General features: G+C 65.6%; 24 protein-coding genes. 15 read left to right on the plus strand and 9 right to left on the minus strand.

From position 1 onward, the window contains the following. The first annotated feature begins 18 nt into the window (after positions 1-18). On the plus strand, positions 19-783 hold the full coding sequence (glcC, locus tag NGJ44_RS13930) for a transcriptional regulator GlcC (protein ID WP_251864273.1): 765 nt from the start codon (positions 19-21) through the stop codon (positions 781-783). Between the two features lie 25 nt (positions 784-808). Here glcC and NGJ44_RS13935 read toward each other — a convergent pair whose 3' ends face one another. The 5 genes from NGJ44_RS13935 to NGJ44_RS13955 all read right to left on the minus strand — a co-directional run bounded on the left by NGJ44_RS13935 (position 809) and on the right by NGJ44_RS13955 (position 5,524). Beyond that, on the minus strand, positions 809-1,954 hold the full coding sequence (locus tag NGJ44_RS13935; protein ID WP_251864275.1) for a saccharopine dehydrogenase NADP-binding domain-containing protein: 1,146 nt from the start codon (positions 1,952-1,954) through the stop codon (positions 809-811). 193 nt (positions 1,955-2,147) lie between these two features. Beyond that, entirely contained in the window at positions 2,148-2,537 is a 390-nt protein-coding gene (locus tag NGJ44_RS13940) for a DUF4148 domain-containing protein (protein WP_251864276.1), read from the minus strand. A 266-nt stretch (positions 2,538-2,803) separates the two neighbouring features. Next, positions 2,804-3,202 carry a DUF1090 domain-containing protein gene (locus NGJ44_RS13945; protein ID WP_251864277.1) on the minus strand — a complete coding sequence of 133 codons (399 nt, stop codon included), beginning with the start codon at positions 3,200-3,202 and terminating at the stop codon, positions 2,804-2,806. 107 nt (positions 3,203-3,309) lie between these two features. Further along, a complete protein-coding gene (ubiA, locus tag NGJ44_RS13950; RefSeq protein ID WP_251864278.1) occupies positions 3,310-4,236 on the minus strand; it encodes a 4-hydroxybenzoate octaprenyltransferase in 927 nt (308 codons plus the stop codon). 85 nt (positions 4,237-4,321) lie between these two features. Further along, positions 4,322-5,524 carry an aminotransferase-like domain-containing protein gene (locus NGJ44_RS13955; protein WP_251864279.1) on the minus strand — a complete coding sequence of 401 codons (1,203 nt, stop codon included), beginning with the start codon at positions 5,522-5,524 and terminating at the stop codon, positions 4,322-4,324. Between the two features lie 182 nt (positions 5,525-5,706). On the opposite strand from NGJ44_RS13955, the gene msrC reads away from it, so the two are divergent. From msrC to clsB, 12 genes are all read left to right on the plus strand, one after another. Beyond that, positions 5,707-6,192, plus strand: a complete 486-nt coding sequence (msrC, locus tag NGJ44_RS13960) for a free L-methionine (R)-S-oxide reductase MsrC (protein WP_251864280.1) — start codon at positions 5,707-5,709, stop codon at positions 6,190-6,192. Positions 6,193-6,549: 357 nt separating this feature from the next. Beyond that, positions 6,550-7,443 carry a 4-hydroxy-tetrahydrodipicolinate synthase gene (gene dapA, locus NGJ44_RS13965; RefSeq protein ID WP_251864281.1) on the plus strand — a complete coding sequence of 298 codons (894 nt, stop codon included), beginning with the start codon at positions 6,550-6,552 and terminating at the stop codon, positions 7,441-7,443. Positions 7,444-7,555: 112 nt separating this feature from the next. Continuing rightward, complete coding sequence (locus NGJ44_RS13970; RefSeq protein WP_251864282.1) at positions 7,556-8,335, plus strand: sterol desaturase family protein; 780 nt, start codon at positions 7,556-7,558, stop codon at positions 8,333-8,335. Beyond that, positions 8,325-9,230, plus strand: coding sequence for a fatty acid desaturase (locus NGJ44_RS13975; RefSeq protein WP_251864283.1), 906 nt, complete (start codon positions 8,325-8,327; stop codon positions 9,228-9,230). Before NGJ44_RS13970 ends, NGJ44_RS13975 begins: the two co-directional genes overlap by 11 nt. Positions 9,231-9,244: 14 nt before the next feature. Next, complete coding sequence (locus NGJ44_RS13980; protein WP_251864284.1) at positions 9,245-11,182, plus strand: iron-containing redox enzyme family protein; 1,938 nt, start codon at positions 9,245-9,247, stop codon at positions 11,180-11,182. Further along, on the plus strand, positions 11,179-12,075 hold the full coding sequence (locus NGJ44_RS13985) for a DUF6999 family protein (protein ID WP_251864285.1): 897 nt from the start codon (positions 11,179-11,181) through the stop codon (positions 12,073-12,075). Before NGJ44_RS13980 ends, NGJ44_RS13985 begins: the two co-directional genes overlap by 4 nt. A gap of 158 nt (positions 12,076-12,233) precedes the next feature. Next, the gene (locus tag NGJ44_RS13990; protein ID WP_251864286.1) at positions 12,234-13,517 is read left to right on the plus strand and encodes a putative Na+/H+ antiporter; all 1,284 of its coding nucleotides are present in this window, start codon (positions 12,234-12,236) and stop codon (positions 13,515-13,517) included. 236 nt (positions 13,518-13,753) lie between these two features. Continuing rightward, the gene (locus NGJ44_RS13995; RefSeq protein WP_251864287.1) at positions 13,754-14,089 is read left to right on the plus strand and encodes an FmdB family zinc ribbon protein; all 336 of its coding nucleotides are present in this window, start codon (positions 13,754-13,756) and stop codon (positions 14,087-14,089) included. A 16-nt stretch (positions 14,090-14,105) separates the two neighbouring features. Then, the gene (locus NGJ44_RS14000; protein ID WP_502802132.1) at positions 14,106-14,816 is read left to right on the plus strand and encodes a DUF502 domain-containing protein; all 711 of its coding nucleotides are present in this window, start codon (positions 14,106-14,108) and stop codon (positions 14,814-14,816) included. Beyond that, entirely contained in the window at positions 14,744-16,528 is a 1,785-nt protein-coding gene (aspS, locus tag NGJ44_RS14005; RefSeq protein ID WP_251864289.1) for an aspartate--tRNA ligase, read from the plus strand. The genes NGJ44_RS14000 and aspS overlap by 73 nt, the downstream gene beginning before the upstream one ends. A gap of 276 nt (positions 16,529-16,804) precedes the next feature. Further along, the gene (locus NGJ44_RS14010) at positions 16,805-17,665 is read left to right on the plus strand and encodes an endonuclease/exonuclease/phosphatase family protein (protein ID WP_251864290.1); all 861 of its coding nucleotides are present in this window, start codon (positions 16,805-16,807) and stop codon (positions 17,663-17,665) included. Then, on the plus strand, positions 17,662-18,873 hold the full coding sequence (gene clsB / locus NGJ44_RS14015; protein WP_251864291.1) for a cardiolipin synthase ClsB: 1,212 nt from the start codon (positions 17,662-17,664) through the stop codon (positions 18,871-18,873). The genes NGJ44_RS14010 and clsB overlap by 4 nt, the downstream gene beginning before the upstream one ends. A 15-nt stretch (positions 18,874-18,888) precedes the next feature. Here the strand turns inward: clsB and NGJ44_RS14020 are convergent, their stop codons facing one another. From NGJ44_RS14020 to NGJ44_RS14035, 4 genes are all read right to left on the minus strand, one after another. Then, a complete protein-coding gene (locus NGJ44_RS14020) occupies positions 18,889-19,755 on the minus strand; it encodes a DMT family transporter (RefSeq protein WP_251864292.1) in 867 nt (288 codons plus the stop codon). Between the two features lie 10 nt (positions 19,756-19,765). Next, a complete protein-coding gene (locus NGJ44_RS14025; RefSeq protein ID WP_286012366.1) occupies positions 19,766-21,187 on the minus strand; it encodes an MFS transporter in 1,422 nt (473 codons plus the stop codon). A gap of 33 nt (positions 21,188-21,220) precedes the next feature. Beyond that, positions 21,221-21,790: an SRPBCC family protein gene (locus tag NGJ44_RS14030; protein WP_251864293.1), complete on the minus strand. Its 570-nt coding sequence runs from the start codon at positions 21,788-21,790 to the stop codon at positions 21,221-21,223. Positions 21,791-22,611: 821 nt separating this feature from the next. Further along, positions 22,612-22,902, minus strand: a complete 291-nt coding sequence (locus tag NGJ44_RS14035) for a hypothetical protein (protein WP_251864294.1) — start codon at positions 22,900-22,902, stop codon at positions 22,612-22,614. Between the two features lie 428 nt (positions 22,903-23,330). Between NGJ44_RS14035 and NGJ44_RS14040 the strand changes: the two genes are divergently transcribed. Both NGJ44_RS14040 and NGJ44_RS14045 read left to right on the plus strand, forming a co-directional pair. After that, the gene (locus tag NGJ44_RS14040) at positions 23,331-24,452 is read left to right on the plus strand and encodes an MraY family glycosyltransferase (RefSeq protein ID WP_251864295.1); all 1,122 of its coding nucleotides are present in this window, start codon (positions 23,331-23,333) and stop codon (positions 24,450-24,452) included. Between the two features lie 168 nt (positions 24,453-24,620). Continuing rightward, positions 24,621-26,543, plus strand: coding sequence for a hypothetical protein (locus NGJ44_RS14045; RefSeq protein WP_251864296.1), 1,923 nt, complete (start codon positions 24,621-24,623; stop codon positions 26,541-26,543). Positions 26,544-26,590 lie beyond the last annotated feature (47 nt).

The raw sequence follows: 26,590 nt of genomic DNA on the forward strand, positions 1-26,590 counted from the left end.
ACCAGTAATGGAGCGCGCATGCACGCAGAAACGGAAACCCGGCCCCGGCCCGTGGCGGATGAAGTGGCCGAGCGCATCGAGCGCCTGATTCTCGACGGCGTGCTCAAGGCTGGGCAGGCGCTGCCGTCGGAGCGCCGCCTGACGGAAAAGCTCGGCGTGTCGCGCAGCGCGCTGCGCGAGGGCCTGAAACTGCTGCGCGCGCGCGAGATCATCCACACCGCGCAGGGCAAGGGCTCGTACGTGGCGCGCATTTCCCAGGTGGACGCCGGGCCGCTGATGCACTTGTTCAATTCGCAGCCGCGCACCCTGTACGACCTGCTCGAAGTGCGCTCGCTGCTGGAAGCCGAATCGGCGCGGCTTGCCGCCATTCGCGCCACCGAGGCCGATTTCATCATGATCCGGCGCCGCTACGACGAAATGATGGCCGCGCAGGGCGCCGCGACCGACACCGCGCGCCACGCCCATCTCGACCACGCCTTCCACCTCGCCATTTGCGAGGCTTCGCACAACCCGGTGCTGGTGCATACGCTGCAGTCGCTCACCGACCTGCTGCTGGGTTCGGTGTTCGCCTGCGTGAACAACCTCTACCACCGCCAGCCCGAGAAGCGCCAGATCGACCGCCAGCACGCGCGGATCTATCACGCCGTAATGGCGCGCCAGCCCGAACAGGCGCGCAAGGCGGCCGCCGACCACGTGGACAGCGTGCGCCAGAGCCTGGCCGACATCGAACAAGAAGAGCAGCGGCTGATCCGCGCCACGCGGCGGCTGGAAGGCTGGGCCTGAGCCGTCGCCGGGCCCTCAACAAGGTTCAGGCCGGAACGGCGCGGGGCCGGCTTGCCCGTGCGCGGGCGGCGTCCTCCAGCGCCGGAGGCTGGCCCGCATAAACGCGTCCGTAGCGGTTCTGCAGCAGGGTGTCCAGGGCGATCGCTTCCTGGCCCACGAAGCCGCGCGCGGGCAGCGCGCCCTCGGCCACCAGGTCCAGCGCGGCGCAGATGCCGGCCGCGGTCGATAGCTGGATGGCGCTCAGCCTGTGGCCGCCGAGCTCGGCGCCGTAGATGCGCGCCGGGTGCGATTCTTCTTCCAGGCGGCCGTGGCGCCGGCCGCTGGCCGTCACCAGAACAATGATCACGTCCTGGTCGGTGGCGGGAATGGCCGCCTCCAGAATCTCCTTGAGCAGCTCGCGCCGGTCGCGCAGGCGCAGGTCATTGAGCAGCAGCTTCATCTGTGCGCAATGGCCGGGGTAGCGCACGGACTTGTAGTCCACGTTGCGCGCCTTGCCTGCCAGCGTGGCGGGCAGGGTGCCCAGTCCGCCCGAGGTATTGAAGGCCTCGTACTCCACGCCGTCCAGCGTGAAGGTCTCATAGCCTTCCAGCGCGGCCACGGCGGTCAGCCGGCCGTCGACGATGGCCTCGCAGGGATTGCAATACTCGTTGATCAGCCCCTCGGTGCTCCAGGTCAGGTTGTAGCGCAAGGCGTTGGACGGATAGCGCGGCAGCGCACCCACGCGCATGCGCAGGTCCAGCAAGGGGTCGAAGCGGCGGGCCAGCGCATTGCCGACGATGCCGATGAAGCCCGGCGCCAGCCCGCACTGGGGCATGAGCACGCTGCGCGCTTCGCGGCCCAGTGCCTGGATGGCATGGGTGCTGGCCACGTCTTCGGTCAGGTCGAAATAATGCACGCCGGCGCGGGCGGCCAGGGTCGCCACCGCGACCGCGCGGTGAAACGGCAGCGCATTGACCACCGCATCGCGTCCGCGCATGGCCCGGGCGATCGTGTCGTCGTCGGCCGCGAGCAACGTGTCGCACCCCAGCGCCGCCACGGCCCGCAGCCGCGCCGCGTCCTGGTCGACGGCCAGAACCTGGTAGGCGCCGCTGCGCTGGAGCATGAGGGCGATCGCAAAGCCGATCTTGCCGGCGCCCAGCAGCAGAATGGGTTTGGGAGAGGTGACGGCCATGGCGGAACTCCGGATGCGAGAGGAGATGTCCACATCCTAAGACGGGGGACCGCCGATGTGTAGCAGGCAATTCATCGAAATGCCTGCTATTTATGTCGATTCGACTTTACGAAATGACGGATCGTCATAAACGCAAAGCCCTCCAGCGGGCTGGAGGGCTGGGGTGGGCGCCGGGAAGCGCCCTTGGGGGCGATCAGCCGCGCACCGGCGGATAGTCCAGGTTGCCGAAGGTGACGACGCCTTCGTCCTTGGCCTGGGCCAGCTGCGCCTGCACGTCGGCACGCGACACCGAGGTGGACTCGGCTTGCGCCACGGGCGGGTAGTCCAGGTTGCCGAACGTCACTTCGCCGGCCAGCTTGGCCTGCGCCATTTCGGTTTGCACGTCCTGCGCGCTCAGCGTGGACTGCGCGGGAATGGCGGCGGGGTAGCCTTCTTCGCCGAAGGTGTATTGGCCCGACGCCTTGGCCTGTTGCAGTTCGGCCTGGATCTGGGCGCGGCTGGGGCCCTGGTCGGTTTCGGCGGCCTGGGCGCCGGCGGCCAGAACGGACATGGACAACATCAAAGCGGTAGCAAGGGTTTTCATGGCAGACCTCCGTGTCTCTTGAGCTGGGAGCCGAACCTCGGGCTGGATTGCTGGGGGTTCGCTTGCTGTGTCCCGATGAGTTGCATTCTGTGCTCAAAACACCCTGGGATAAACCCGGATTGCCTGAAAACATTTTTCCATATTATTGGCTAATCATCATAGATTTCGCCAAATGGCACCATAGGTGGTGATATTTCCATGAGATGGCGGGCCAAGGCGGCGGCCGCCCGTACAAGCGGCCGGGGGCGTATCTGCGGGACAGCACGCTAGCGGTTCAGTTCGGCCAGCGCCCGGTCGTAGTCGGTCCGCGCTTCCTGCAGCTTGCGCTGCGCCTTGGCGATCTTGTCCGGCTTGCCCTTGCCGCGGGCCTCGGCAAGCTCGCGTTCGCGCTCTTCGACCTTTTCCTGTTTCTCGCGCACGTCGGCCTCGCGCCGGGCCTGCAGGCGCTCGTCGGTGCAATGGGCCTGGGTTTCGGCCAGTGCTTTGCGCAGACCGGCCTCGCGGCGGCTGTTGTTCTGGGCCTGGGCGGCGGCGATGTCGTTTTCGACATGGCAGATCTTGGCGGCGCAGCCGCGCTGCGCGGCGCAATCGGCCGCGGCGTGCGCGGCAGGGGCGAGCAGCGCGGCCGCGCACGCCGCGGCCAGGGACTTGAGGACGGGGAACATGGGAGCGCGTCTCCGGTAAAAGGGCCAGGCACCATCTTCGCCCAGCCCGTCTCCCTGCACAACGTGCCGGCGCGTTGCGTCGGCGCGCTGCGCCGGCGCAGCGGGGTTCAGGCGATCAGCGCGCCCGCCAGCGCGGCGGCGATGAGCAGCACGCCCAGCCAGAGATTGGCGCGGAACAGCATGAAATTGCGGTCCGGGCGCTGGATGTCGAACACCTTGAGCTGCCAGGCCAGGTGCAGCGCCACGACCGCCATGCCCACGAAGTAGGCCCGCGACATGCCCATGGCGTAGCCGCCCCAGGCCCACAGCGCCACGGTTGCGAGGTAGAAGCCGCCGATCCAGAGCTTGCCCTGGTCGCCGAAGCGCATGGCGGTGGAATGCAGGCCCAGCCTGCGGTCGTCGCGCACGTCCACGTAGGCGTAGATGCTGTCGTAGCCCACCTGCCACAGCACCGCGCCGGCCCACATGGCGATGGCGGCCAGGGGCACCTGGTTCTGCGTGTCGGACCAGGCCATCAGCATGCCCCAGTTGAAGCAGATGCCCAGCACCACCTGCGGCCAGTAGGTCACGCGCTTGCACAGCGGATAGATGAAGACGAAGGGCAACACCGCCACGGCCAGCCAACGGCTCATCTCGTTGATGAAGAAAAGCAGCGATCCGCACACCAGCAGCTGGCCCAGCAGGAACCAGACCGCGTTGCGCATGCTCAACTGGCCGCTGGTGAGCGGTCGGAAGCGCGTGCGCTCCACGTGCTTGTCGAAGTTGCGGTCGCACATGTCGTTGACCGTGCAGCCGATGCCGCGCATGAGCAGCGCGCCCAGCGAAAAGACGATGAGGCGCTTCAGGTCGGGCAGGCCGCCCGCGGCCTGCACCAGCGCCGCAATGCACGGCAGCAGCGTCAGCCAGGTGCCGATGGGCCGGTCGAGCCGGCAGAGGCGCGCATAGGGGCGCCACGACCGGGGAAGCCAGCGTTCAACCCAGTCGGTAAAGACGATGTCGCTGAGATCGGCGGGAGTGGAGTTGGGGGCGCTCACGGTAATCGCGGTGACGGGAACTCGAAACGGACAGCATAAAACAACGACGGCCGGGCATTGCACCCGGCCGTCGGCGAGGCGGCGGTCAGGCCGTGTATTCCTTGAGCAGCTTGCCCAGGATGGCGATGCCGGCGCGGATCTTGTCTTCGGGCACGGTGGCGAAGCTCAGGCGCATGGTGTTGGCGCGCCCGCCGCCGCTGTAGAACGGCGCGCCGGGCACGAAGGCCACGTTCTGCTCGATGGCCTTCTGCAGCAGGGCGGTGCTGTCGATGTGGCCGGGCAGCGTCACCCACAGGAACATGCCGCCTTCGGGGCGCGTCCAGCTCACGGTGTCGGGGAACTCGCGCTCGATGGCCTCCAGCATGCAGCGACCCTGCTTGCGGTAGATTTCGCGCACCTTGGGCAGATGCTCCTGCAGGAAACCGTCCTTGACGATTTCATACACCGCCATCTGCGTCAGCGTGGGCGTGTGCAGGTCGGTGGCCTGCTTGGCCTGCACCAGCTTGTCGATGATGGGGCGGGCGGCGGCGATGAAGCCCAGGCGCAGGCCGGGCGCCAGCACCTTGGAGAAGGTGCCCAGGCGGACCACATTGGCGCCGTATTCGGCGGCCAGGGTGAAAAGGCCAGGCTGCGGTTCGCCGGCGTAGCGCAGCTCGCCGTAGGGGTCGTCTTCGATGATGGCCAGGCCGAGCTCGGCGGCGCGCTTGAGCAGGGCGATGCGGCGCTCCAGGCTCAGGGTGCGGCCGGTGGGGTTCTGGAAGTTGGGCAGCGCATACAGGAAGCGCGCGCCCGCGGCCAGTTCGGGGGTGATGGCCTCGGGAATCAGGCCGCCCTCGTCGGTGGGCACGGGCACGTACTGCGGCTGGTACAGGCTGAACGACTGCAGCGCGCCCAGGTAGCTGGGGTCTTCGACCAGCACCTTGCTGTCCTTGTCGATCAGCACCTTGCCCAGCAGGTCCAGCGCCTGCTGCGAGCCCGACACGATGAGGATCTGCTCGGGCGAGACCTGGGCGCCGGCGGCGGCGAGGTCGGCCGCGACCCACTCGCGCAAGGGACGGTAGCCTTCCGTGGGGCCGTACTGCAGGGCTGCGCGGCCGTTGGTGGCCAATACCTTGTCGAACGCGGCTCGCACGACTTCCACCGGAAAGCCCGCCGGCGCCGGCAGGCCGCCGGCGAACGAAATGACTTCGGGGCGCTCCGTTACCTTGAGAATCTCGCGGATGGCGGAACTGGTGAGCTGCTGGGCGCGTTCCGAGAAGGAAAACGCAGGTTCGATAGGCTTGTCCATGGAAGTGCTTCTTGAGGAAGAAGAGGAAAAAGAGGCGCCCGGGAGGCGGACGCCTTCGGCCTGCCGCCCCTCGGAGTAAGGCGCCTATTGTCACATACGGCGGCGGGCCGGCCCTTTTTGCGCACGCGGCGCCTAAAATCACTTGCATCGAAAACCGCCGGTACAGTTACATTTTTCCCGCCATGTTCCACGCCGCTGCCCTTTCCGCCGCATCCAAGCCCGAGCTGTATGCCGGGCTGGCCGCCCAGGCCCGCGCCCTGCTCGAAGGCGAGCGCGACCGCATCGCCAACGCCGCCAATCTGAGCGCGCTGGCGTTCAACGCGCTGCCCGGCCTGAACTGGGCCGGCTTCTACTTCTACGACGGCGCCGAGCTGGTGCTGGGGCCGTTCCAGGGCAAGCCGGCCTGCGTGCGCATTCCGCTCGGCCGCGGCGTGTGCGGCGCGGCGGCCAGCCAGCGCCAGACCCAGGTGGTGGCCGACGTCGACGCCTTTCCCGGCCACATCGCCTGCGACGCGGCGTCGCGTTCGGAAATCGTGGTGCCGCTGGTGCATCGCGGCGAGCTGATCGGCGTCTGGGATGTGGACAGCCCGCTGCCCGGCCGCTTCGACGACGACGACCGCCAGGGCATGGAGGCGCTGTGCCGCGTCTTCATCGACAGCCTGGGCTGAGCGCCCGCCTGCTTGCGCCCGCCTACTTGCGCGCGCCCGCTTGCGCGCGCCCGCGTTGACAGCCGCCGGCGTGGCGGGTAGATTGCCCTTCCCGCATCGCCGGTCGTTTTCCGCTTTCCCATGATCCAGGTTCCGCCGTCCGCCAGCTTTTCCCGCGCCCCGTGCGCGGCGCTGGCCGCTGCCGGCCTGAAATCCAAAAAACAGCCGCTCGTCTGACCGGAGCGTGCCGTTCCGTCAGATGGGCGACGGAACAGCGGCTTCGCGGCGGCGCCAGGCGGCGCGCGCATCTTCCCCGGCGGTCTTCCCGAGCACTTCTGAACGGTTCTTCCCCTCGGTCCGTTTACTGAAGGAGTGTTCATGTCATCCCCCGATTCCGTCTTCCAGGGCGTCTGGATTCCGCTCGTCACCCCCTTTTCCCATGGCGCGGTCGACGGCGCCGCGCTGCGGCGCCTGGTGCGCCACCTGCGGGTCGCCGGCGTGGACGGCCTGGTGGTCTGCGGCAGCACCGGCGAAGCCGCCGCCCTGGACGACGCCGAACAGCTGGCCGTGCTGGACGCTGTGCTGGGCGAGGCCGACGGGCTGCCGGTGGCGATGGGGCTGGCGGGCAACCACCAGGGCCACGCGCTGCGCCGCCTGGCCGCCTTCGGCACGCGGCCGCTCGCCGGCATCCTGGCGCCGGCTCCGTACTACGTGCGGCCGGGCCAGGAAGGCGCGGCGGCGTATTTCCGCGCCCTGGCCGACAGGGCGCCGTTTCCGCTCATGCTCTACGACATCCCGTACCGGACCGGCGCCGAGCTGGCGCTGGACACGCTGCTGGCGCTGGCGGCGCATCCCAACATTGCCGCCATCAAGGACTGTGGCGGTTCGCTGGACAAGTCGGCTGCGCTGATCGCCGACGGCCGGCTGCGCGTGCTGGCCGGCGAAGACCTGCAGGCGTTCGCGCTGCGCTGCCTGGGCGCCAGCGGCATGATCGCCGCGGCGGCCCACATCCGGCCGGACCTGTTCGTGGCGCTGGACCGCGCGGTGCGCGCGCAGCAGCTGGAGCGGGCGCGCACGCTGTTCCACGGGCTGGCGCCGCTGATCCGGCTGGCGTTCGCCGAGCCGAACCCGGGCCCGGTGAAGGCGCTGCTGGCGCAGCAAGGCCTGATGCGCGCCGAGCTGCGCGCGCCGATGCCGGCGGCCAGCGCCGCGCTGGCGGCGCGGATGGCGGCGGCCGCAGCCGAGCTGGACGGCCGCTTTCCCCCGCCCTGAACCGGGAGGTCGTCGGAGTTTGTGGCGTCCGGAATTATTTTGTAATTAACAGTTCGACCGCCCCGGGCCGGATTGCTTATGATGCGCCCATTCCCCGGGTGAGGCCCCAAATATGGCCCAAGCTTTTGAAGCGCTTTCCGCCTGGCAGGTCATGCTGGCGGGCCTGCTGTTCTTCGGCGGCATCTATCTTCTGTTCGGCGCGGTCACGTGGCTGCTCACGCACCACATCCTGCCCGCGCTGGGCATCGGCCGGCCGCTCGATCCGCGGCCGCTGGCGCCCGGCCAGCTGCGGCGCGAGCTGGCGCAGTCCGGCGTGTCGGTGCTGCTGTTCGGCACCGGCATGATTTTTCCCTGGGGGCTGCTGAAGCTGGGCTGGGCGCGGCTGGACCCGGACGCGGGCTGGGGGCGGATCACGCTGGAGATCCTGTTCCTGCTGGCCTGGAACGACGTGCATTTCTGGATCAACCATCGCCTGCTGCACACGCGCCTGCTCAGGCGTTTCCACCTGCCGCACCACCGCTCGGTGGTGACCACGCCGTTTTCCACCTACAGCTTCCATCCGCTGGAGGCGCTGATGCTGGGCAACGTCATCCTGCTGCCCATGGTGGTGCACGACTTCAGCTTCTGGTCGCTGTTCTCGGTGCCGCTTTTCAGCCTGTTCTTCAATTGCGTGGGCCACGCCAACTACGACTTCTTTCCCGGCGTGTCGTATTCGCACTGGTTTGCCGCCAGCCGCCGGCACCATCTGCACCACGCCTGCTACCACGGCAATTACGGGTTCCAGTTCACCTTCATGGACCGCCTGTTCGGCACGCGGCTGGCGGCCGATGCCGCCGACGCCCAGCTGCGCACGCACGCGCGGCGCCAGACGGCGCAGGGCCATGCGTCCTGAGCGCGCCCGGCTGCCGCGCCTGCGCAACCGGCGCGACTGGCAGAGCCTGGCCTACCTGGCGGCGCTGCCCGCGCTGGCGGCCTGGCAGTGGGTGCATGGATTCTGGTGGCCGCTCTATGGGCTGATGCTGTTCCTGACGCTGGGCATCGGCGTCATCCACCACAACCACACGCACCTGCGCATGTGGCGCGGACGCGCCGCCAATCGCCTCACCGACTACGCCATCACGCTGCTGCAGGGGCATCCCACCTTTGTGTTCTTCCCCGCGCACGTGGCCAATCACCACCGCTACAAGCACGGCCCGCGCGACGCGGCGCGCACCTATCGCTTCGGCGGCGACACCAATCATCTCTGGGGCTATCTCATCCACCCCGCGCAGGCGGTGTGGGTGCTGTACCCGCTCTTCTTCGCCTGGCTGGGCCGGCTGCGCCGCCACTGGCCGGGCGCGTGGCGCTATTGCATGGGCCAGTACGCGGCCTGGCTCGGGTTGTGGGGAGGGCTGCTGGCGCTGGACCCGGCCAAGGCGCTGCTGTTCGTCATCGTGCCGCAGCTGCACGGGCTGCACTGGCTGCTGGCCACCAATTACCTGCAGCACGCGCACGCCGACGGCGGGCCGCAGCGCGTCGCCCGCCTGAGCTACGCGCGCAACTTCGAGGGGCTGGTCAATCCGCTGCTCTTCAATATCGGCCTGCACACCGCGCATCACGAGAATCCGCGCGCGCACTGGTCGGAGCTGACCGCCCTGCACAACAACCATTACTGCGCACGGGTCGACCCGTCGCTCAACGAGCCGGGCCTCGTGCCCTACATGTTCCGCGTCTTCGTGCTGGGAACGGTGCTGCCGCGCTGCCGCACCCGTTCGCGCATGACGCCCGGGCGCCCGAGCCACTCCTGAGGGAAAACCCACGCATGCCCATTGCCTTTCATCGCGTCTACCTCGAAAGCGCCGGCTATTTCATGCCGGGCGAGCCCGTTTCCAACGAGGAAATGGACCACTACATCGCGCCGCTCAACCGGCTGTCGGGACGCATCAAGCAGCGCATCCTGGCCGAGAACGGCATCCGCCAGCGCTACTACGCCATCGGCCCGGACGGGGCCACGCGCTACAGCAATGCGCAGCTCGCCAGCCAGGCCATCCGCGACTGCCTGGGCCGCGCCCGGGCCGGGCTGGCCGACGTGTCGCTGCTGGCCAGCGGTTCGTCGGGCGGCGACGCGCTGATGCCGGGCTTTGCCAACATGATCCAGGCCGAACTCGCGGCGCCGCCCATGGAAGCGCTGTCGGTGCACGGCATCTGCGCCGCCGGCGTGTCGGCGATCCAGGCGGCGGCGCAGGGCGTGGAGATGGGCGGGCATGCGCGCGCGCTGGCCGTGGCCAGCGAGCTGCCGTCGCGCCTTTTCAAGCGGTCGCGGTTCGCCGCGCGCGGCTACGACGCCGACTTCGACGCGCATTTCCTGCGCTGGATGCTCTCGGACGGCGCCGGCGCGGTGCTGCTGGGCAAGGGAGAGGGCGCGCTGCCCGGCGCGTCGCAAGGCGTGCGGCTGCGGCTCAAGTGGGTCCACCAGCGCTCGTTCTCGGGCGACTACCCGGTCTGCATGCAGCTCGGCCTGTCGGCCGACCGCAGCAAGGGGCACCTGGACTATCCGTCCTGGAGCGACGCCGAGGCCGACGGCGCGCTGTCGCTGCGCCAGGACATCCGGCTGCTGCCGCACCTGTTCGACATCGGCATCCACGAGTACGCCAAGCTGGTGCGCGATGGCTGGGTCGATCCGGACCAGGTGGACCACTTCCTCTGCCACTATTCGTCGGAGAAGTTCATTCCGGTGGTGGCCGACCTCATGGAGAAGGCCGGCCTGGCCATCGCGCGCGAGCGCTGGTTCAGCAACCTGGCCTGGCGCGGCAATACGGGCGCGGCGTCCATTCTCATCATGCTGGCCGAGTTCCTCGAAACGCGCGAGGTCAGGCCGGGCGAACAGATCTTCTGCTACATCCCCGAGTCCGGCCGCTTCATGACCGCCTACATGCTGCTGGAGGCCGAAGCGGCCGACGGGCCGGCGCGGGCATCCGCCGCCCCGCAAGCGCCGGCCCGCGCGCCGGCCGGCGTCTCCGACGCGCACAGCGCCGACGCGCAGGCCATTGCGCCGCCGCACGACCCGGCCGCCGCGCCCCAGGGCCTGGGCCAGCTGCTCACCGAACTGGCCTCGATCTGGCACGACTACCGCTCGCGCGTCTGGCGCACGCCGCTGGTGCGGCGCCTGCGCAACCGCCGGTTCACCACCGACGACTACCTGAACTGGATGGCGCAGTGGATTCCGCAGGTGCGCGAAGGCAGCAAATGGATGCGCGAAGGCGCGGCCTCGCTCAGCGAGCCCTACCGGCCGCTGGCCGCGCTGATCGACACCCACGCCGGCGAGGAGCAGAACGATTTCGAGATCCTGTTCCGGGACTACCGCAACGCCGGCGGCACGGCAGAGGACATCGACGCGCTGCGCCGCAATCCGGGCGGCGAGGCACTGAACGCCTACCTGCACGGCCTGGCCGCCACGCGCGACCCGATCGGCCTGCTGGGCGCGATCTACATCATCGAAGGCACGGGCCAGCGCATCGTGCCGGCGCTGCTGCCCCTGCTCAAGGCCAGCCTCCGGCTGCCGCCCGATGCCTTCCGCTTTCTGGAATACCACGGCCACAACGACGAGCATCACCTGGCGCGCTGGCTGTCGGCGGTGGAGCTGGCGCTGGATTGCGACGAGGACGGGCGCGCCGAGCGCCGCATCGTGGACACCGCAAGGCGCACCGCGGCCCTGTACCTGATGCAGTTCCATCACGTCATGGAGGAGGACCCGGCATGAGTCCCCAACCGGATTTCCTGGCGCAGGGCCACGACCCGGCCGACCCCAGCCCCTGGCTGGCGCTGTACCTGGACCGCAGCACGCCGCTGCCCGACGAGGTCAAGCGCGCCTGGCTCACGGACTCCAGCAGCGCGTCGCGCCAGTACCTGCTGCCGTTCCTGCGGCCGCTGGCGCGCGCCTTCATCATCCTCATCCAGATCGTCAAGACCTTCCTGCCGCGCCGCTGGTCGCACTCGCGCCTGCTGCACCGCATCCTGGCCTGGGGGCTCAAGCGCTTCGTCTCGCCCGAGGCCAACTGGCTGATCCTGCGGCATTTCCACCTGGGCGCGCAGATCCTGTCCTTCATCGCCGCCAATTCGCCCGTGCCCGTCAGCACCACGCCGCTGGAGCCGCGCGAGATCGACGACCTCAAGGACGAGCTGTTCGTCAAGCATGACCTCAACCTCTTCAACTTCGTCATCCGGCTGAACCAGGCGCTGCGCGAGGCCGGCGTGGAGATGCACGCGCCGGCCGAGGTGGATTTCGGCATGATCCGCGACCCCGGCCTGCGGCTCGAAGACCTGCCGCACGGCCGGCTCAACTTCCTCGACCTGCAAAGCGCCATCGAGCTCTTCACGCCGCTCTACCAGCTCATGCTGACCGACAACGACTTCTGGCGCGCGGCCAACTCGCTGCAGCTCGACGAGACCATCGGCATCTACGCGGCCAAGCTGCTGGGCGCGCCGCAGCACCTCATCCTGGTCAACAACAAGCATCCGCTGGTGCCGATGTCGACCTTGCGCGCCGGCTACCGGCTGGTGCTGCACGGCCTGTCCACCGAAATGCTGCACAGCCTGCTGTGCGAGATGAAGGCGGAAAAGGAAGGCGGCGAGCCGGTGGCTCCGATCGCCTGATAGGCAGGCTGCGCGCGGGGCGGAGACCCGGGAGTGCAGGCGCGCCCTAGCAATCTCCCTGAGTGGCCGCGACGGGACGCTGCGGTATAGTCCGTCGCTTGTCCGTGCTGCCGGGCCGCGCTTTCCAGGCGCCGGCGCTCATTCCCAAAGCTCTCGATATGCCTCACTCCATGGAACTCATCGCCACCCTGCTGTTCGCGGTGGCGGTCCTCCACACGTTTTCCGTGCCCGTGTTCGCGCGGCTCGCGCATCGCGGCGGGCCGCATGCGGGCATCTGGCATCTGTTCTCCGAGGTCGAGGCGGTGTTCGGCGTATGGGCCTTCGTGCTCATCGTTGCGATGGCGGCGCTGTCGGGTCCGTCGCACGCCATCGAGTACATGGACACGCGCAACTTCACCGAGCCGCTGTTCGTCTTCGTCATCATGGTGGTGGCTTCCAGCCGGCCCATCCTCGACCTGGTGGGGCAGCTGGTGCGCGTGGTGGCGCGGCTGCTGCCGGTGCGCCGCGAACTGGCCACCTTCTTCGTGGTGATGTCGCTGGTTCCGCTGGGCGGTTCGTTCATCACGGAGCCGGCCGCCATGACCCTGGCCGCCATCCTGCTGCGCGACGCCTATTTCCGCACCAGCGGGCGGACGGGCTTCAAGTACCTGACGCTGGGCGTGCTGTTCGTCAACGTGTCCATCGGCGGCGTGCTCACGGCCTACGCCGCGCCGCCCGTGCTCATGGTGGCTTCGTCCTTCGGCTGGGACACGGGTTTCATGCTGGCGCATTTCGGCTGGCGCGCGGCCCTGGCGGTGTGCCTGAACGCCGCGCTGCTCACGCTGGTCTGCCGCAAGGTGCTGCTCGACGGCGAGGTGGGCACCGGCGGCGGCGTGGACGCGCCCGACGGCGCGCAGCCGCGCCCGCCCGTGCCCTGGCCCGTGACCGCGGTGCACATGGCCATTCTGGTGGCCGTGGTGCTCACCGCGCACCATCCCGCGATCTTCCTGGGCCTGCTCATGATGTTCATCGGCTTTGCCGAGGCCTACAAGCGCCACCAGAACCGGCTGCTCATCAAGGAAGGCCTGATGGTGGGGTTCTTCCTGGCCGGCCTGGTGGTGCTGGGCGGCCTGCAGAAATGGTGGCTGCAGGATCTGCTGGGCGGGCTGGAGCCCTTCGTGCTGTTCTGGGGCGCCACCGCCCTGACGGCCGTCACCGACAACGCGGCCCTGACCTACCTGGGCTCGCTGGTCGAAGGCACCAGCACCGTCTGGCACTACATGCTGGTGGCCGGCGCGGTGACGGGCGGCGGGCTGACGGTGATCGCCAATGCGCCCAACCCGGCGGGCTTCGCCATCCTCAAGAACCATTTCCCCGACGGCAGCATCTCCTCGGGCCGTCTGTTCCTGTGCGCGGCCGGCCCCACGGCCGTGGCCGCCCTGATGTTCCTGCTGCCCGTATAGGGCGTGCCGGGCGGGCGCGCCGGCCGCGGCGGCCGGCCCGGCGGGAGCCGCCGCCGCCCGCCGTGCGCGGGCGGGCAGACCGGCGGGCGCCGACGCTTCGAGAAAACCCGCTAAAATTCAAGACTTTCCCGTATTTTCCCTGCCTTGCCCATCCGCCGGGCGGCCCGGTTCCGACCGGCGCCGCGCGGCGGGCGGGCGGCGACTTTGAATGCGCCGGGCCGAGCCCGGAAGTTCCGATGCCCATCTACGCCTACAAGTGCAGCGCCTGCGGCCATGCCAAGGACGTCCTGCAGAAAATCTCCGACGCGCCGCTGACGGTCTGCCCGGCCTGCGGCGCAAGCACGTTCACCAAGCAGGTCACTGCGGCCGGTTTCCAGCTCAAGGGCTCCGGCTGGTACGTCACCGACTTCCGCGGCAACGGCAGCGGCGGCCAGGGCGCGCCTGCCGGTTCGTCCCCGTCGTCGGAATCCGCGCCCGCCGCCAGCCCGGCCGCGGAGTCGTCCTCCGGTTCGCCGGCCGCCGGTGCGCCGGCCGCCGGATCGCCGGCCGCCGGTTCGTCCGCGGCCACCTAGAGCGCATGCGATGCGTATGCGCGTCATCAAGAAGTACTTCATCACCGGCCTGCTGATCTGGGTGCCGCTGGTCATCACGGTATGGGTGCTGGGTCTGCTGATCGCCACCCTGGAAGGGTTCGTGCCCAGCTTCCTGTCGGCCGAATCCCTGTTCGGCATCGACATTCCCGGCTTCCGTTTCGTGCTGGTCATCGTGGTGGTGCTTCTGACGGGGGTGTTCGCCGCCAACCTCATCGGCCGCAGCATGGTCGAGCAGTGGGAGAGGCTGCTGGGGCGCATTCCCCTGGTGCGGTCGATCTACAACTCGGTCAAGCAGGTCAGCGACACCGTGCTGGCGCCCAACGGCCAGGCCTTCCGGCGCGCCGTGCTGGTGCAGTATCCGCGCGCGGGCGCCTGGACCATCGCCTTCGTCACTGGCACGCCCAGCGGCGAGGTGGCCGACAAGCTGGCCAGCGATCTCATCAGCGTCTACGTGCCCACCACGCCGAACCCCACCTCGGGGTTCTTCCTGATGGTGCCGCGCGCCGACACCATCGACCTGGACATGAGCGTCGATGCGGCGCTGAAGTACATCGTTTCCATGGGTGTGGTCGGCCCGGCGCCGATTCGTAACCCTTACGCTACAACCAAGCACACACAACGGAGTCATCCCGCATGCGTACCTGCTACACCGGCCAGGTTTGCCGTGACCATCTCGGCCAGACCGTCACCCTGTTCGGCTGGGTGAACCGCCGCCGCGACCACGGCGGGGTCATCTTCATCGACCTGCGCGACCGCGCCGGCCTGGCGCAGATCGTGTTCGATCCGGACAACGCCGCCTTCGCCACGGCCGAACGCCTGCGCAACGAATTCTGCATCCGCGTGACCGGCCTGGTGCGCGAGCGTCCCGCCGGCACGGCCAATCCCGACCTGGCCTCCGGCGAGGTGGAAGTGCTGTGCAAGGAAGTGGAAATCCTCAACGCCTCGGTGACGCCGCCCTTCCAGCTCGACGACGACAACCTGTCGGAAACCACGCGCCTGACGCACCGCGTGCTGGACCTGCGCCGTCCGCAGATGCAGCGCAACCTCATGCTGCGCTACCGCGTCTCCATCGAAGTGCGCAAGTTCCTGGACCAGCTCGGCTTCATCGACATCGAAACCCCGATGCTCACCAAGAGCACGCCCGAAGGCGCGCGCGACTACCTGGTGCCTTCGCGCGTGAACCCCGGCCACTTCTTCGCGCTGCCGCAGTCGCCCCAGCTCTTCAAGCAGATGCTGATGGTGTCCGGCTTCGACCGCTACTACCAGATCACCAAGTGCTTCCGCGACGAAGACCTGCGCGCCGACCGCCAGCCCGAGTTCACCCAGATCGATTGCGAAACCTCCTTCCTCGATGAAGTCGAGATCCGCGAGATCTTCGAGAACATGATCCGCCACGTGTTCAAGGTGGTGCAGAACGTCGACCTGCCCGCGCCGTTCCCCATCATGCCGTGGACCGAAGCCATGCGCCGCTACGGCTCGGACAAGCCCGACCTGCGCGTTAACCTCGAATTCACCGACATGACCGACGTCATGCGCGACGTGGACTTCAAGGTGTTTGCCGCCGCGGCCGCCGCGCCCGGCAGCCGCGTGGTGGCCCTGCGCGTGCCGGGCGGCGCCGAGCTGTCGCGCAGCGAGATCGACGCCTACACCCAGTTCGTGGGCATCTACGGCGCCAAGGGCCTGGCCTATATCAAGGTCAACGACGTGGCCAAGGGCCGCGACGGCCTGCAATCGCCCATCGTCAAGAACCTGCACGACGCCGCGCTGGCCGAGCTCATCAAGCGCACCGGCGCCCAGAACGGCGACATCATCTTCTTCGGCGCCGACCGCGAGAAGGTCGTCAACGACGCCATCGGCGCGCTGCGCGTGAAGATCGGCCACAGCGAATTCGGCAAGAAGAACGGCCTGTCCACCGGGGGCTGGAAGCCGCTGTGGGTGGTCGACTTCCCCATGTTCGAATACGACGAGGAAGACGGCCGCTACACCGCCGCCCACCATCCCTTCACCAGCCCCAAGGACGGCCACGAGGACTTCCTCGAATCCGACCCGAGCAAGGCCTACGCCAAGGCCTACGACATGGTGCTCAACGGCTGGGAAATCGGCGGCGGCTCGGTGCGTATCCACCGCGAGGACGTGCAGAGCAAGGTGTTCCGCGCCCTGAAGATCGGCCCCGAAGAGGCCCGCGAGAAATTCGGCTTCCTGCTCGACGCGCTGCAGTACGGCGCGCCGCCGCACGGCGGCATCGCCTTCGGTCTGGACCGCATCGTCACCATGATGACCGGCGCCGAATCGATCCGCGACGTCATCGCCTTCCCCAAGACCCAGCGCGCCCAGGACCTCCTCACCCAGGCGCCCTCGGAAGTCGACGAGAAGCAGCTGCGCGAGCTGCACATCCGGCTGCGCAACGTCGAGAAGTAAACCCGCTTCCGAAGCGCCCGCGGCGCTCTCCACATGAGGGGCACGCCCGCGGACCGGCGGCGCCGGCTCCGCGGCGCCCTGGCTCGGAGACGGCGTCCCGGGGCGTGGCGGGCTCGCGGGCGCTGTCTGCGGGCCCGCCGGTTTCCACCAGGGCGTGGGCCGGGGATGCGCGAACGAATGGCTGAAATGCGGTAATCTGGCGGACGCCAGCCGGGCCGGAGCATTTCCCGCAAGGGGCGGCCGGCGGTTTTTCGGCTTCAAGGCGCCATCTCTTCTATGTCGCTCATTCGTGTCGTCAGTTACAACATCCACAAGGGCCGTTCGGCGCTGGGCCGCCGCGAGTCCCTGAACGAGCTGCGCCTGGGCCTGTACGGCCTGCGTCCCGACCTGGTCTTCCTGCAGGAGGTGCAGGGGCGCAACGAGAGCAAATCCCTGCTCGACGCGCAGCACGAATCCCTGGCCGCGGCCTTGCGGCTGGACGTGGCCTACGGGCGCAACGCCATACGCAGCCACACCGACCATGGCAACGCGCTGTTGTCGCGCTACCCCATCCTCGAACACGAGAACCAGGACATCTCCGACCACCGGCTGGAGCAGCGCGGCCTGCTGCACGCGCGCATCGAAGTGGGCGACCGCGCGGTGCATTGCTTCGTGGTGCACCTGGGCCTGTTCGCCGGCAGCCGAACGCGGCAGATCCTGGCGCTGACCGACCGCATCCAGCGGCTGGTGCCCGAAGGCGACCCCATTCTCGTGGCCGGCGACTTCAATGACTGGGGCGACCGCCTGGCGCCGCTCTTCGTGCAGCAGCTCGGCCTGTACGAAGTGTTCTCGCACGCCCCGCGCACCCAGGGCGGCGAGCTGCCGCGCCTGCGCGATTCCGTCAGGCGGCTGCGCAATGCGCTGCGCGGCCTGCCCAACGGCGCCACCGTGCTTGAGCGCACCAACCAGCTGGGCATGGAAGGCGCCGGCCGGCTGCTGCCGCCGCCGCGCACCTTTCCCGCGGTCTTTCCCTGGTTCCGGCTCGACCGCATCTACCAGCGCGGCTTTGCCGTCCGCAGCGCCCGCGTGCTGCGCGGCCGCGAATGGGCGCGCCTGTCCGACCACTCCCCCCTGCTGGCCGAGCTGGAACTCCCGTGAAGGGCGAGCGGGTCGAGCTGGACTGGACCGAGGGCAATGACCTTCGGCTGCTGCAGAACGGCACGGATTTCTTCCCGGCGCTGTGCGCGGCCATCGACGCCGCGCGCGTCAGCGTCCACCTCGAAACCTACATCTTCATGCTCGACCGCACCGGGCGGCGGGTGCTGGAAAAACTCATCGCCGCCGTCCACCGCGGCGTGAAAGTCCGCGTCGTGCTGGACGGATTCGGCGCCGCCGCCACCGCCGACGCCATCCGCACCGCGCTCACCGAAGCCGGCGCGCATTGCCGCATCTTCCGGCCGGAGCCGCGCTGGCTCGGCAAGTTCGTCTTCTCGCGCAACCGCCTGCGGCGCCTGCACCGCAAAGTCACCGTGGTCGACGGGCGCATTGCCTTCATCGGCGGCATCAACATCATCGACGACTACGACGACCTCGACCCCGCCGACGGCATCGGCGCGCCGCGCTTCGACTTCGCCGTGCGCGTCGAAGGGCCGCTCGCCACCCAGGCCGCCTACGCCCAGGATCTGCTCTGGGTGCGCCTGAACTGGGCGCGCCTGCGCCGCCATCCCCGCGAATGGCGCCACATGCATCTGCTCAAGCCGCGCCACGAAGACGCCTCGCCGCGCGGCGCCTTGCGCGCCGCCCTGGTGCTGCGCGACAACCTGCGGTTTCGCCAGACCTTCGAACGCGCCTACCTCTACGGTATCGCCCGCGCGCGGCGCGACATCCTCATCGCCAACGCCTACTTCTTTCCGGGCATGCGGTTTCGCCGCGCCCTGGCCAAGGCCGCCGCCCGCGGCGTGCGGGTGCGCCTGCTGCTGCAGGGCAAGGTCGAATACCGCATGCAATACCATGCCACGCGCTCGCTCTACGACCAGCTCCTGCGCGACGGCATCGAGATCTACGAATACATGCCCAGCTACCTGCACGCCAAGGTCGCCGTCATCGACAACGTGGCCACGGTAGGCTCCTCCAACCTCGACCCCTTCAGCCTGCTGCTCGCCCGCGAAGCCAACGTCGTCGTCGACGACCAGCCCTTCGCCTGGGACCTGCAGGAGCGCCTCGAAACCGCCATCCGCGAAGGCGGCCGCTTCATCCGGCCCCTGGACTACCGCCGCCGCGGCTGGCTGCGCCGCTGCGTGGACGCGGCCTCGTACACGCTGCTGCGCATCGGCGTGGCGTTGACGGGGAGTTCGGATAAGTACTGAAGATGGGGGCGGTGTTCAGCGCGGGCGCAGCACGCCCAGCGCGAGCGCCGTGCCCAGCAGGATGATGCCCGCACCGATCGCGATGGAACCGGTGACGTCCTCGCCGAGCAGCCATGCACCCCAGGCGACGCCGAAAATAGGCACGAGAAACGTGACGCTGACCGCGCCGGTCGGCCCGACATTGGCGATCAGCCTGAAGAAAACGATGTAGGCGGCGCCGGTACACACCACGGCCAGCAGAATGGTTGCCGTCCAGGCCTGCCAGGAGGCAGGCGTTTCCGGCCAAGTGGGGATGGCAAGCGGCAGCAGCACCAGTGTGGCCGCGATCATGCTGCCCGTGGCGTTGGACAGCGCATCGACGCCCGTGAGAAAGCGCTTGGTGCAATTGGCGGCCACCCCGTAGAAGATGGGAGCGCAGACGGCTGCGAGCACCGCCGGGCCGGAGCCTCCGGCGCTGAAGTTCAGCTTGTCCCACACCAGCACCACGATACCTGCCAGCGCGATGACCAGGCCCGCCGAGCGTGACCAGGGCAGCCGGTCTTTCAGCCACAGCCATCCGATTACCGCGCCCCACACGGGTGTCACGGCGTTGGCCACGGACAGGAAACCCGCGCCCAGCGATTGGGCCGCATAGGCATACAGCAGGAAGGGCAGGGCCGCATTGAAGGTTCCCACCAGCAGGATGGCTTTCCAACGACGGGCGATCAGGGGCAATTTGCCGCGCCACAGCGCGGCAGGCAGCAGAAACAGCGCCGCCAGACCCACGCGCAGCTCGATGAGCGCCACGGGGCCGAAATCCGGGACGGCGACGCGCATGAACAAGAAAGACCCGCCCCATACGGCGGCCAGCAGCAGCAGGTCGAGCAGGTCGCGGCGTTGCATGGAAGCGTCTTCAGGCGGCTTTGCGGCGGGTGGCCAGGTTCTTCATCTTGACGCGGTGCGCCAGCACCGCGCAGGCGATTGCCAGCGCGACACACAGGACCAGCCCGGTGCGCACGCCGTCCAGCACATTGCTTTGCGAGATGAGAATGCCGACCAGCGCCGTGCCGATCGCACTGCCGATGGCGCGCGTGGTCTGCACCAGCGCCGAGGCAACGCCCACATCGCGGCGTTCGCTCAGCATTTGCATGAACAGCGTCAGATTGGGCAGGAGGAACCCCAGCGCACAGCCGTTGACGAAGAATGCGGCCAGGATCCACCAGGCGGAAGTGCCCGGCGAGATCAGCAGCACCATCAGCGATCCGGCGGCCAGCAGGCCCCCGCCAAACACCATCAGGCGCTGCGGCTCCGATTGCTTGGGGAACAGGCGGCCGTTGATGATGCTGCCCACCGAAATGGCCGCGACCAGCGGGGTCAACAGCAGCCCGGCCTCGCTCGGGCTATAGCCCAGCACCTGCTGCAAAAGCAGCGGGCTGTAGAAAATCAGGATGAACATCACCGCGCCGACCGTCATGGCCGCCAGATTGAGCAGCTGCGGTTCCCGCCCGGTCACCACGCGCAGGGGGAAAATGGGCGACGCGACGCGGCGCTCGATGGGAATGAGCAGGGCGATCGCCGCGCAGCCGGCCACCGCCAGGGCCAAGCCCAGCAGGGGATGGGCATGGTCGCCGGGCGCGAATGCCAGTTCGATGGCCGCCAACGGACAGCCCACGGCAATCACGAGCAGCACCGCACCAACCCAGTCGACCTTGCGGCTGTCGTCGTGCATGGGGCGGATGAGCGGGAAATAGCGTGCCAGCAGAAATAGCGCGCCCGCGGCCGCGATGGGCGAAATGAAGAATGCCGCCCGCCAGCCCAGCGCCTGGGTGGCGGCGCCGCCAAGCACGGGGCCGATACCGCTGGCCATGGCAAATGCGGCGGATACGAGCGCCATCCATTTGACCCGCCGCTTGGCGTCTGGAAACAGGTCGGCCGGCGCAGCAAAGGCCGTGGCGATCATCATGCCGCCGCCCACGCCTTGAAGCGTCCGAAAGGCAATCAATTGCGGCATGGATTGCGCCAGCCCGCAGGCGATGGACCCCAGCGCCACCACAGCCACCGAAATCAGCATCAGCGGCTTGCGGCCGAACATGTCGCCGAGACGACCGAAAATCAGGATGGACGCCGCCGTGGCCAGCAGGTAGCCCGTGCCGACCCATGCGTACAGCGCCATGCCGTTCAGGGCTTCGGCGACGCGGGGCAGCGTGGTGGTGACGATCGTGGAGTCGAATGCGGCCAGCACGACCGTGGCCGCCACGCCGGCCATGGCCATCAGCAGCTCCCTGCGCGTGTGGGAGGTCGATGGGGCGGCTGGGGACGGAGGCGGCGTTGACATGCCGGCAAGCATAGCATCCGTACCCTAGGGAAATCACTGATAAAACGCGTGGTAGCCCCAGAAAATGGCCACGACCAGCACCACCACCACCCACGACCAGCGGGAATTCGCCAGGCCGCGTTCGGGCGGTTCGGGCGGCTTGGGCGGCGGCGCCAGGCGGGGCTGCGCCGCCATGTAGTCGATAAAGGCGGTAAAGAACTTGTCGATGATCTTCTCGCCCGCCTTCAGCACCACGCCTTCGCCATATTCCGCGAGCTTGCCGCCGGTCATGCCGGCCACCGTGTAGGCCACGCGGGTGCCATCGTCCTTGGCGCTCAGATTGACCTGGGCCGTGCCGATGGCCAGGCAGGCGGCTCGGCCTTTGCCCTCGAAGACCAGCGTGCAGCTATTGGGCGGATCGACGTCGGAAAGCAGGATTTCGCCGTCGTAGTCGGTATCCAGTCCGGCCACCTTGGCACGCAGCGTGACTGCGTACTCGGTAGGGCTGCGCTTCTCGACCGCGACGCATCCCGGAATGCATCGCTGCAACACGGCCGGATCGGTCAGGGCATCCCAGGTCTGGTGCTGGGTCGAAGGAATCCATTGAGCATCAGCAATGCGCATGATCGTCTCCTCGGAGTCGACTACTTTTGCACCCATTGTGATACTGCTTCGACTATTTGGCTGCCGCCCTTTCGCGGGCGCCGTCGGAGCAATCTTCCTCAGGCTAGGGTATGCTCAGGGCCACTAACTGGTCGCCTAGGGCGACGTAAAGGCTGATGATGGTGCGCATGCTGCGGAACATCAGTTCAGTAAGGTCAAAAAAATGCAAAACCCAGAGTAAGGGCCAATCCCATTTCCGCAGCAGCCCGGATTTCGGCAGGGGAACGCTTGGCGAGCCACCGCAGGTACGGTGTATACGGCAAGCAAGGTCAGTCCATCCAACAAGCCGAAACTGATCAGCATATACAGCATGTCGTTGTGTGGTTCCCCGAAGTCCTCTGTGACAAATGGTGCAATAAATTCTTGAGCGACTCGTGCCTGCAATTCGTCCGCGAACCCGTTCGTGGAACCCAGTCCAAACCAAGGATACTGCTCAACCCCATGTCCATCGAGGCTCGCCACAACTGGAGTCGTATGCACACGGACGTTTCGGCAATCGATAGGTAGTTGTACACTCACGCACCTCCTAGAACCCTTGATCCACCCGTTCGCGCAAGACTTGGCTCGTGGAGCCGAGGGCTGCCAGTGCGGCGACACCCAGCCGCCGCCAACGCCAACTTGATCGGATGACGGAACTGCCCTGCAGCAGTTGTCCGACAGCAAAGAAGATTGGCAGCGCCATCCAGCCGGCGCGCGTCTCGGTGAGGATGAATGCTTCAAACAGAACAATCCCCGAAATTACCTTCAGCGCTCTCTCCGCGCGCGGAGAGGGGGCACAACAGTCACCGAACGCTGTAGACAATAAAGACGACGGCGAGCAGCCTCAGGTTGCCGTAACCTACAAGCGTTGTATTCAGGTGTATTGGGGTGTTGAAATCTGGGCATAGCCAGCCGATCAGGATGGATGCGGACGCCCAACCGGCGAGGATGACCCACTCCCAGGTGGATTGACGCAGGACCTTGCGGCCCATGGCGAGAAAGACACCCTCCAGGATGAGGAATGCAATAGCAAACCGTGCTGCTCTCTCTACCGACGGACCATGGAAGTTGCCATTGGCCAGTTGGGATAACACAGCGGCGAACAACGGAGGAAATGTTGCAATAATTAAAATTGATGTTGGGAGAGTGCTCTAACGATCGCGCCACCCGCTATCGCGGACGACGCACTTGATCAGATAGCACGCCAGAAGCTGATAGAAAATGCCGCTGCCACCACCCGTTGTGAGATTTGGGAGCGGACGTAACGCGACAAGACAGACCAAAGCGAAATCCATGCGATACGGCATAAAAAATTGAAAATTACGGAATGATGCGAGTACCTCAAGGTGGTAACGCTTTCTGCATTGTGCTTTAAATGGATTCAAGAGATAATAGTGACCAGCTGGCTGGCACCGGCTTCTTTCGTCAATTTTGGTATCCAAATTATTCGCTATTTGAGCTTATCTGCGATAACGAGCTTTCAATCTGAGTTCAAATTAGAAGCCGCTGGCACCTGGACCATATGCTTTATCTGCTCGTTGCATTTCTGATTTCCTTTGCGTCGTCGTTATTGTTGGTTAGGTATAGCTCTCTTCATAGTCGTTATACCGCCGACTGCGACACCACGGGAGTTCAGAAGTATCATGATAAACCAGTCCCACGGGTAGGCGGGGTTGCTGTGCTTTTCGCCATGGCTTGTATTCTTGTAGTAGCGATGGCCCGCGAGCCCGCACTGGGTAGCGATCCGTTAATTCTTTTGCTAGTATCGCTGCCCGCGTTTCTAGGCGGTTTGGCCGAGGATTTAACCAAGCGGGTAAGAGTCCTTTCTCGTTTAATTCTTGCCATGATTTCAGGGGTTGCCGCCTATTATTTTTTAGGCGCGACCCTTACTCGTTTAGATATATTTGGAGTGGATTGGCTGCTGCAGTTTGGCGTGGTTTCGCTGGTCTGCACCACGATAGCTATTGCAGGGGCAGCCAATGCTATAAATATAATAGATGGATATAATGGGCTGGCTGCGGTTGTTTCGGTCATGATTTTTGCTGGCTTTGCCTACGTTTCATATTATCTCGGGGATCGCTTACTTCTCATTTCTTGTGTTGGAATGATTGGGGCAATTATGGGGTTCCTGTTGTGGAACTATCCGAGAGGTTTGATTTTTCTCGGTGACGGCGGTGCATATTTCATTGGTTTCATGATCGGTGCGGTTTCAGTGTTGATGCTTGCGCGCCACCCTTCCGTCTCTGCATGGTTTCCGCTATTGCTATGCATTTATCCGGTCTTTGAAACTCTCTTCTCAATTTATCGGAAAAGAATATTGCGCGGGCAATCGCCAGGGATGCCGGACGGGGTGCATTTGCACATGCTGGTGTATAAACGGCTTATACGCTGGGCGTGGGGCGGGAGTAAAGATATACGGCATAGGCATGGGCGCAACGCAATGACATCTCCCTATTTGTGGTTGTTGTCATCGTTCGCTGTAATACCCGCAGTGTTGTTTTGGCAGTACCAGTATGTGCTTATAGCTTGTGTTTTTGCCTTTTCCATTGCTTATGTTGTGCTGTATCGAAAATTGGTCAGGTTCCGTGCTCCGTCCTGGCTAATCATTCGCAAGCGACGTCATCGGAAGCAGCTGCGACCCTAGTCAGACTACAATTGCAGCTTAAAAACAACGATTCTGAGTATTTGTAGGACTCATTCTGCGGAGCAGACGTTGGAGGGTCATATTATCCGGTAATATTCTGGCGTTTGTATTGCTCGCGCTGACCCGTCCCCAAATAAATATATGGCGGTGTCTAAGGGGTGGGATGGAATGTTGAGGAAAAAAGATATCTTCGTTATTGCGGCGCTGTTTGCGACGTTTTTTGTACTGCTGCTGCCGGTTCACCCCGAGTGGGAAGCTAACGCCACGCTGCGCCTGGTGGCGACCGGTCAAAAAAATCCGGCCTCCAAGTCCGCAGAAATCTGGGTAGACGCTGAAACCACGCGCCAGATGTTGGCAAATGTCATTCACCGAGATCCAGCGTGGGAGACACGCGAGGGCTTCCTGCTTTCCTTCAGAAATCAGCCGGGCGCGATCGAGGCGAAAATTCATGTCGAACCGGGTACCAAGATGACCCTCACTCGTCATGACTACTCCGGAATCCTGGAGCTGACCGTCGACGGGCGCACTCAAACGCTGGACCTCTATTCTCCTGGGCGAGAGTCGCTCACGATTGATTTAGCGTCGCTCGCAGATATGTCAATCAGCATTCCGCGGACGGCCGACAAGGTTATCCCTAATTTTCTCGGCGCTTTCGTATGCGCGGTATTGGCTGGCTGGGCCATGGGTCGCAGACGAGCGTTGCTTAGCCTTGACGCGGCCGACACGTCGTTGCATTGGCGCCGGACCATGCTACTGGCGCTGCCCGCCTTCGCAATTTACATCATATCGCTGTTGGCGTATTGGCCAGCCCAGATGTCGTCGGATTCCATTACGCAGTGGAATCAGCTAGTAACCGGGCGCTACGACGACTTGCATCCTGTGTTGTCGACCCTGTTTTATGCAGTTCCGTATGAAGTTTATCCGTCACCTGCCTCGTTGATGGTGTTTCAGGCTGCTTTGTTCGCGTGGGTTGGTGCAATGGCAATCAGCGAAGCCATGGCTTGGGGGCTCGGACGTCGCTTGGCATTGGTGGCGGCCGTCGCGTTCCCTCTATTTCCACCTAACCTTTTGATGGCTTCCACAATGTGGAAAGACGTCCCGTTTGCGATGGCGCTGCTACTTATGACCGTGCTTGCGGCGCGGCAGGTCCGGCTGCGCTTCAACTTAAGTAATGGTGCATTGATTGCTTTGACCCTAGCCGGCATGTTGATCGTCGGCTTGAGGCACAACGGACTACTCATCAGCCCGCCGTTCTTCTTGCTACTGCTTTGCTTGGCGAGGGGGAAGGCCGCGCGCATCAAGGTCAGCCTGGCACTTGCCGCGCAGATAGGTACTTTCATCATGCTGAAGACCCTCGTTCTATCGGTGCTCGGGGCTTCGGGCATCGCAGCGCACTACAAGGCTATTTATGCTCTGCATGTGCTTGGCGCAATGGAGCAGGCCAATGTGCAGTGGGAGCCGCAGGAAAATCGGCTACTTGAACAAATTTTGCCGAAGGAAGATTGGCTGAAGGGTTACCGATGCGAGAATATTGTGCCCTTGTTCTGGAGCCCTAATATCTCATATGAATTCTTGGCGCATAACCAAGCGGCCTTGAACGCGCTGGCGGTCAAGTCAATCATTCGACATCCGCTGGTTTTCTTGAGGCATCAATTGTGCTTGTCCGGGCTGGTGTGGCGAATCGGGACGAATGAGAACGAGTGGCTGACCTTGTCCCCTTTGAGGATTTACGACATGCCGCTTACCCGCGAGCGGGGGTTGAAAGAGGATTCAAAACTTCCTTGGCTGAAGCAGCGAATCAGCGCAGCGCATGAGAACCTGCTAGCGAAAGAAAATACGCTTTTACGGCCAGCTTTGTACGTTTTTGTGGGTTTGTTCGCACTGGTGATGCTTGCAAAGCGGCGTGGTAAGGCTGTTGTGCTTATTGCTGTTCCGCTGCTATTTAATTGTCTTGGGCTCTTGATAATGATTGGGTCGCAGGATTATCGCTATATGTGGCCTTCAGTCCTGGCCTCGCTTTTTATTATTTTGCTAGGCGTAACCTTGGCATTTCCAAGGGCGGTGACAGATGTCTCGGCGTCGAAGGCTTAATTCTCATGTCGTTTGCCTTATATTCAATAATTCTGCTTTGTGTATCG

Source organism: Achromobacter sp. Marseille-Q4962, from assembly GCF_943737005.1.
GTDB lineage: Bacteria > Pseudomonadota > Gammaproteobacteria > Burkholderiales > Burkholderiaceae_B > Achromobacter.

Excerpts from the sequence above, each read along its gene's own strand:
- glcC (WP_251864273.1), top strand. The coding sequence starts at position 19 with ATGCACGCAGAAACGGAAACCCGGCCCCGGCCCGTGGCGGATGAAGTG.
- NGJ44_RS13935 (WP_251864275.1), bottom strand. The coding sequence starts at position 1,954 with ATGGCCGTCACCTCTCCCAAACCCATTCTGCTGCTGGGCGCCGGCAAG.
- NGJ44_RS13940 (WP_251864276.1), bottom strand. The coding sequence starts at position 2,537 with ATGAAAACCCTTGCTACCGCTTTGATGTTGTCCATGTCCGTTCTGGCC.
- NGJ44_RS13945 (WP_251864277.1), bottom strand. The coding sequence starts at position 3,202 with ATGTTCCCCGTCCTCAAGTCCCTGGCCGCGGCGTGCGCGGCCGCGCTG.
- NGJ44_RS13955 (WP_251864279.1), bottom strand. The coding sequence starts at position 5,524 with ATGGACAAGCCTATCGAACCTGCGTTTTCCTTCTCGGAACGCGCCCAG.
- msrC (WP_251864280.1), top strand. The coding sequence starts at position 5,707 with ATGTTCCACGCCGCTGCCCTTTCCGCCGCATCCAAGCCCGAGCTGTAT.
- dapA (WP_251864281.1), top strand. The coding sequence starts at position 6,550 with ATGTCATCCCCCGATTCCGTCTTCCAGGGCGTCTGGATTCCGCTCGTC.
- NGJ44_RS13970 (WP_251864282.1), top strand. The coding sequence starts at position 7,556 with ATGGCCCAAGCTTTTGAAGCGCTTTCCGCCTGGCAGGTCATGCTGGCG.
- NGJ44_RS13975 (WP_251864283.1), top strand. The coding sequence starts at position 8,325 with ATGCGTCCTGAGCGCGCCCGGCTGCCGCGCCTGCGCAACCGGCGCGAC.
- NGJ44_RS13980 (WP_251864284.1), top strand. The coding sequence starts at position 9,245 with ATGCCCATTGCCTTTCATCGCGTCTACCTCGAAAGCGCCGGCTATTTC.
- NGJ44_RS13985 (WP_251864285.1), top strand. The coding sequence starts at position 11,179 with ATGAGTCCCCAACCGGATTTCCTGGCGCAGGGCCACGACCCGGCCGAC.
- NGJ44_RS13990 (WP_251864286.1), top strand. The coding sequence starts at position 12,234 with ATGCCTCACTCCATGGAACTCATCGCCACCCTGCTGTTCGCGGTGGCG.
- NGJ44_RS13995 (WP_251864287.1), top strand. The coding sequence starts at position 13,754 with ATGCCCATCTACGCCTACAAGTGCAGCGCCTGCGGCCATGCCAAGGAC.
- NGJ44_RS14000 (WP_502802132.1), top strand. The coding sequence starts at position 14,106 with ATGCGCGTCATCAAGAAGTACTTCATCACCGGCCTGCTGATCTGGGTG.
- aspS (WP_251864289.1), top strand. The coding sequence starts at position 14,744 with ATGCGTACCTGCTACACCGGCCAGGTTTGCCGTGACCATCTCGGCCAG.
- NGJ44_RS14010 (WP_251864290.1), top strand. The coding sequence starts at position 16,805 with ATGTCGCTCATTCGTGTCGTCAGTTACAACATCCACAAGGGCCGTTCG.
- NGJ44_RS14020 (WP_251864292.1), bottom strand. The coding sequence starts at position 19,755 with ATGCAACGCCGCGACCTGCTCGACCTGCTGCTGCTGGCCGCCGTATGG.
- NGJ44_RS14025 (WP_286012366.1), bottom strand. The coding sequence starts at position 21,187 with ATGTCAACGCCGCCTCCGTCCCCAGCCGCCCCATCGACCTCCCACACG.
- NGJ44_RS14030 (WP_251864293.1), bottom strand. The coding sequence starts at position 21,790 with ATGCGCATTGCTGATGCTCAATGGATTCCTTCGACCCAGCACCAGACC.
- NGJ44_RS14040 (WP_251864295.1), top strand. The coding sequence starts at position 23,331 with ATGCTTTATCTGCTCGTTGCATTTCTGATTTCCTTTGCGTCGTCGTTA.
- NGJ44_RS14045 (WP_251864296.1), top strand. The coding sequence starts at position 24,621 with ATGTTGAGGAAAAAAGATATCTTCGTTATTGCGGCGCTGTTTGCGACG.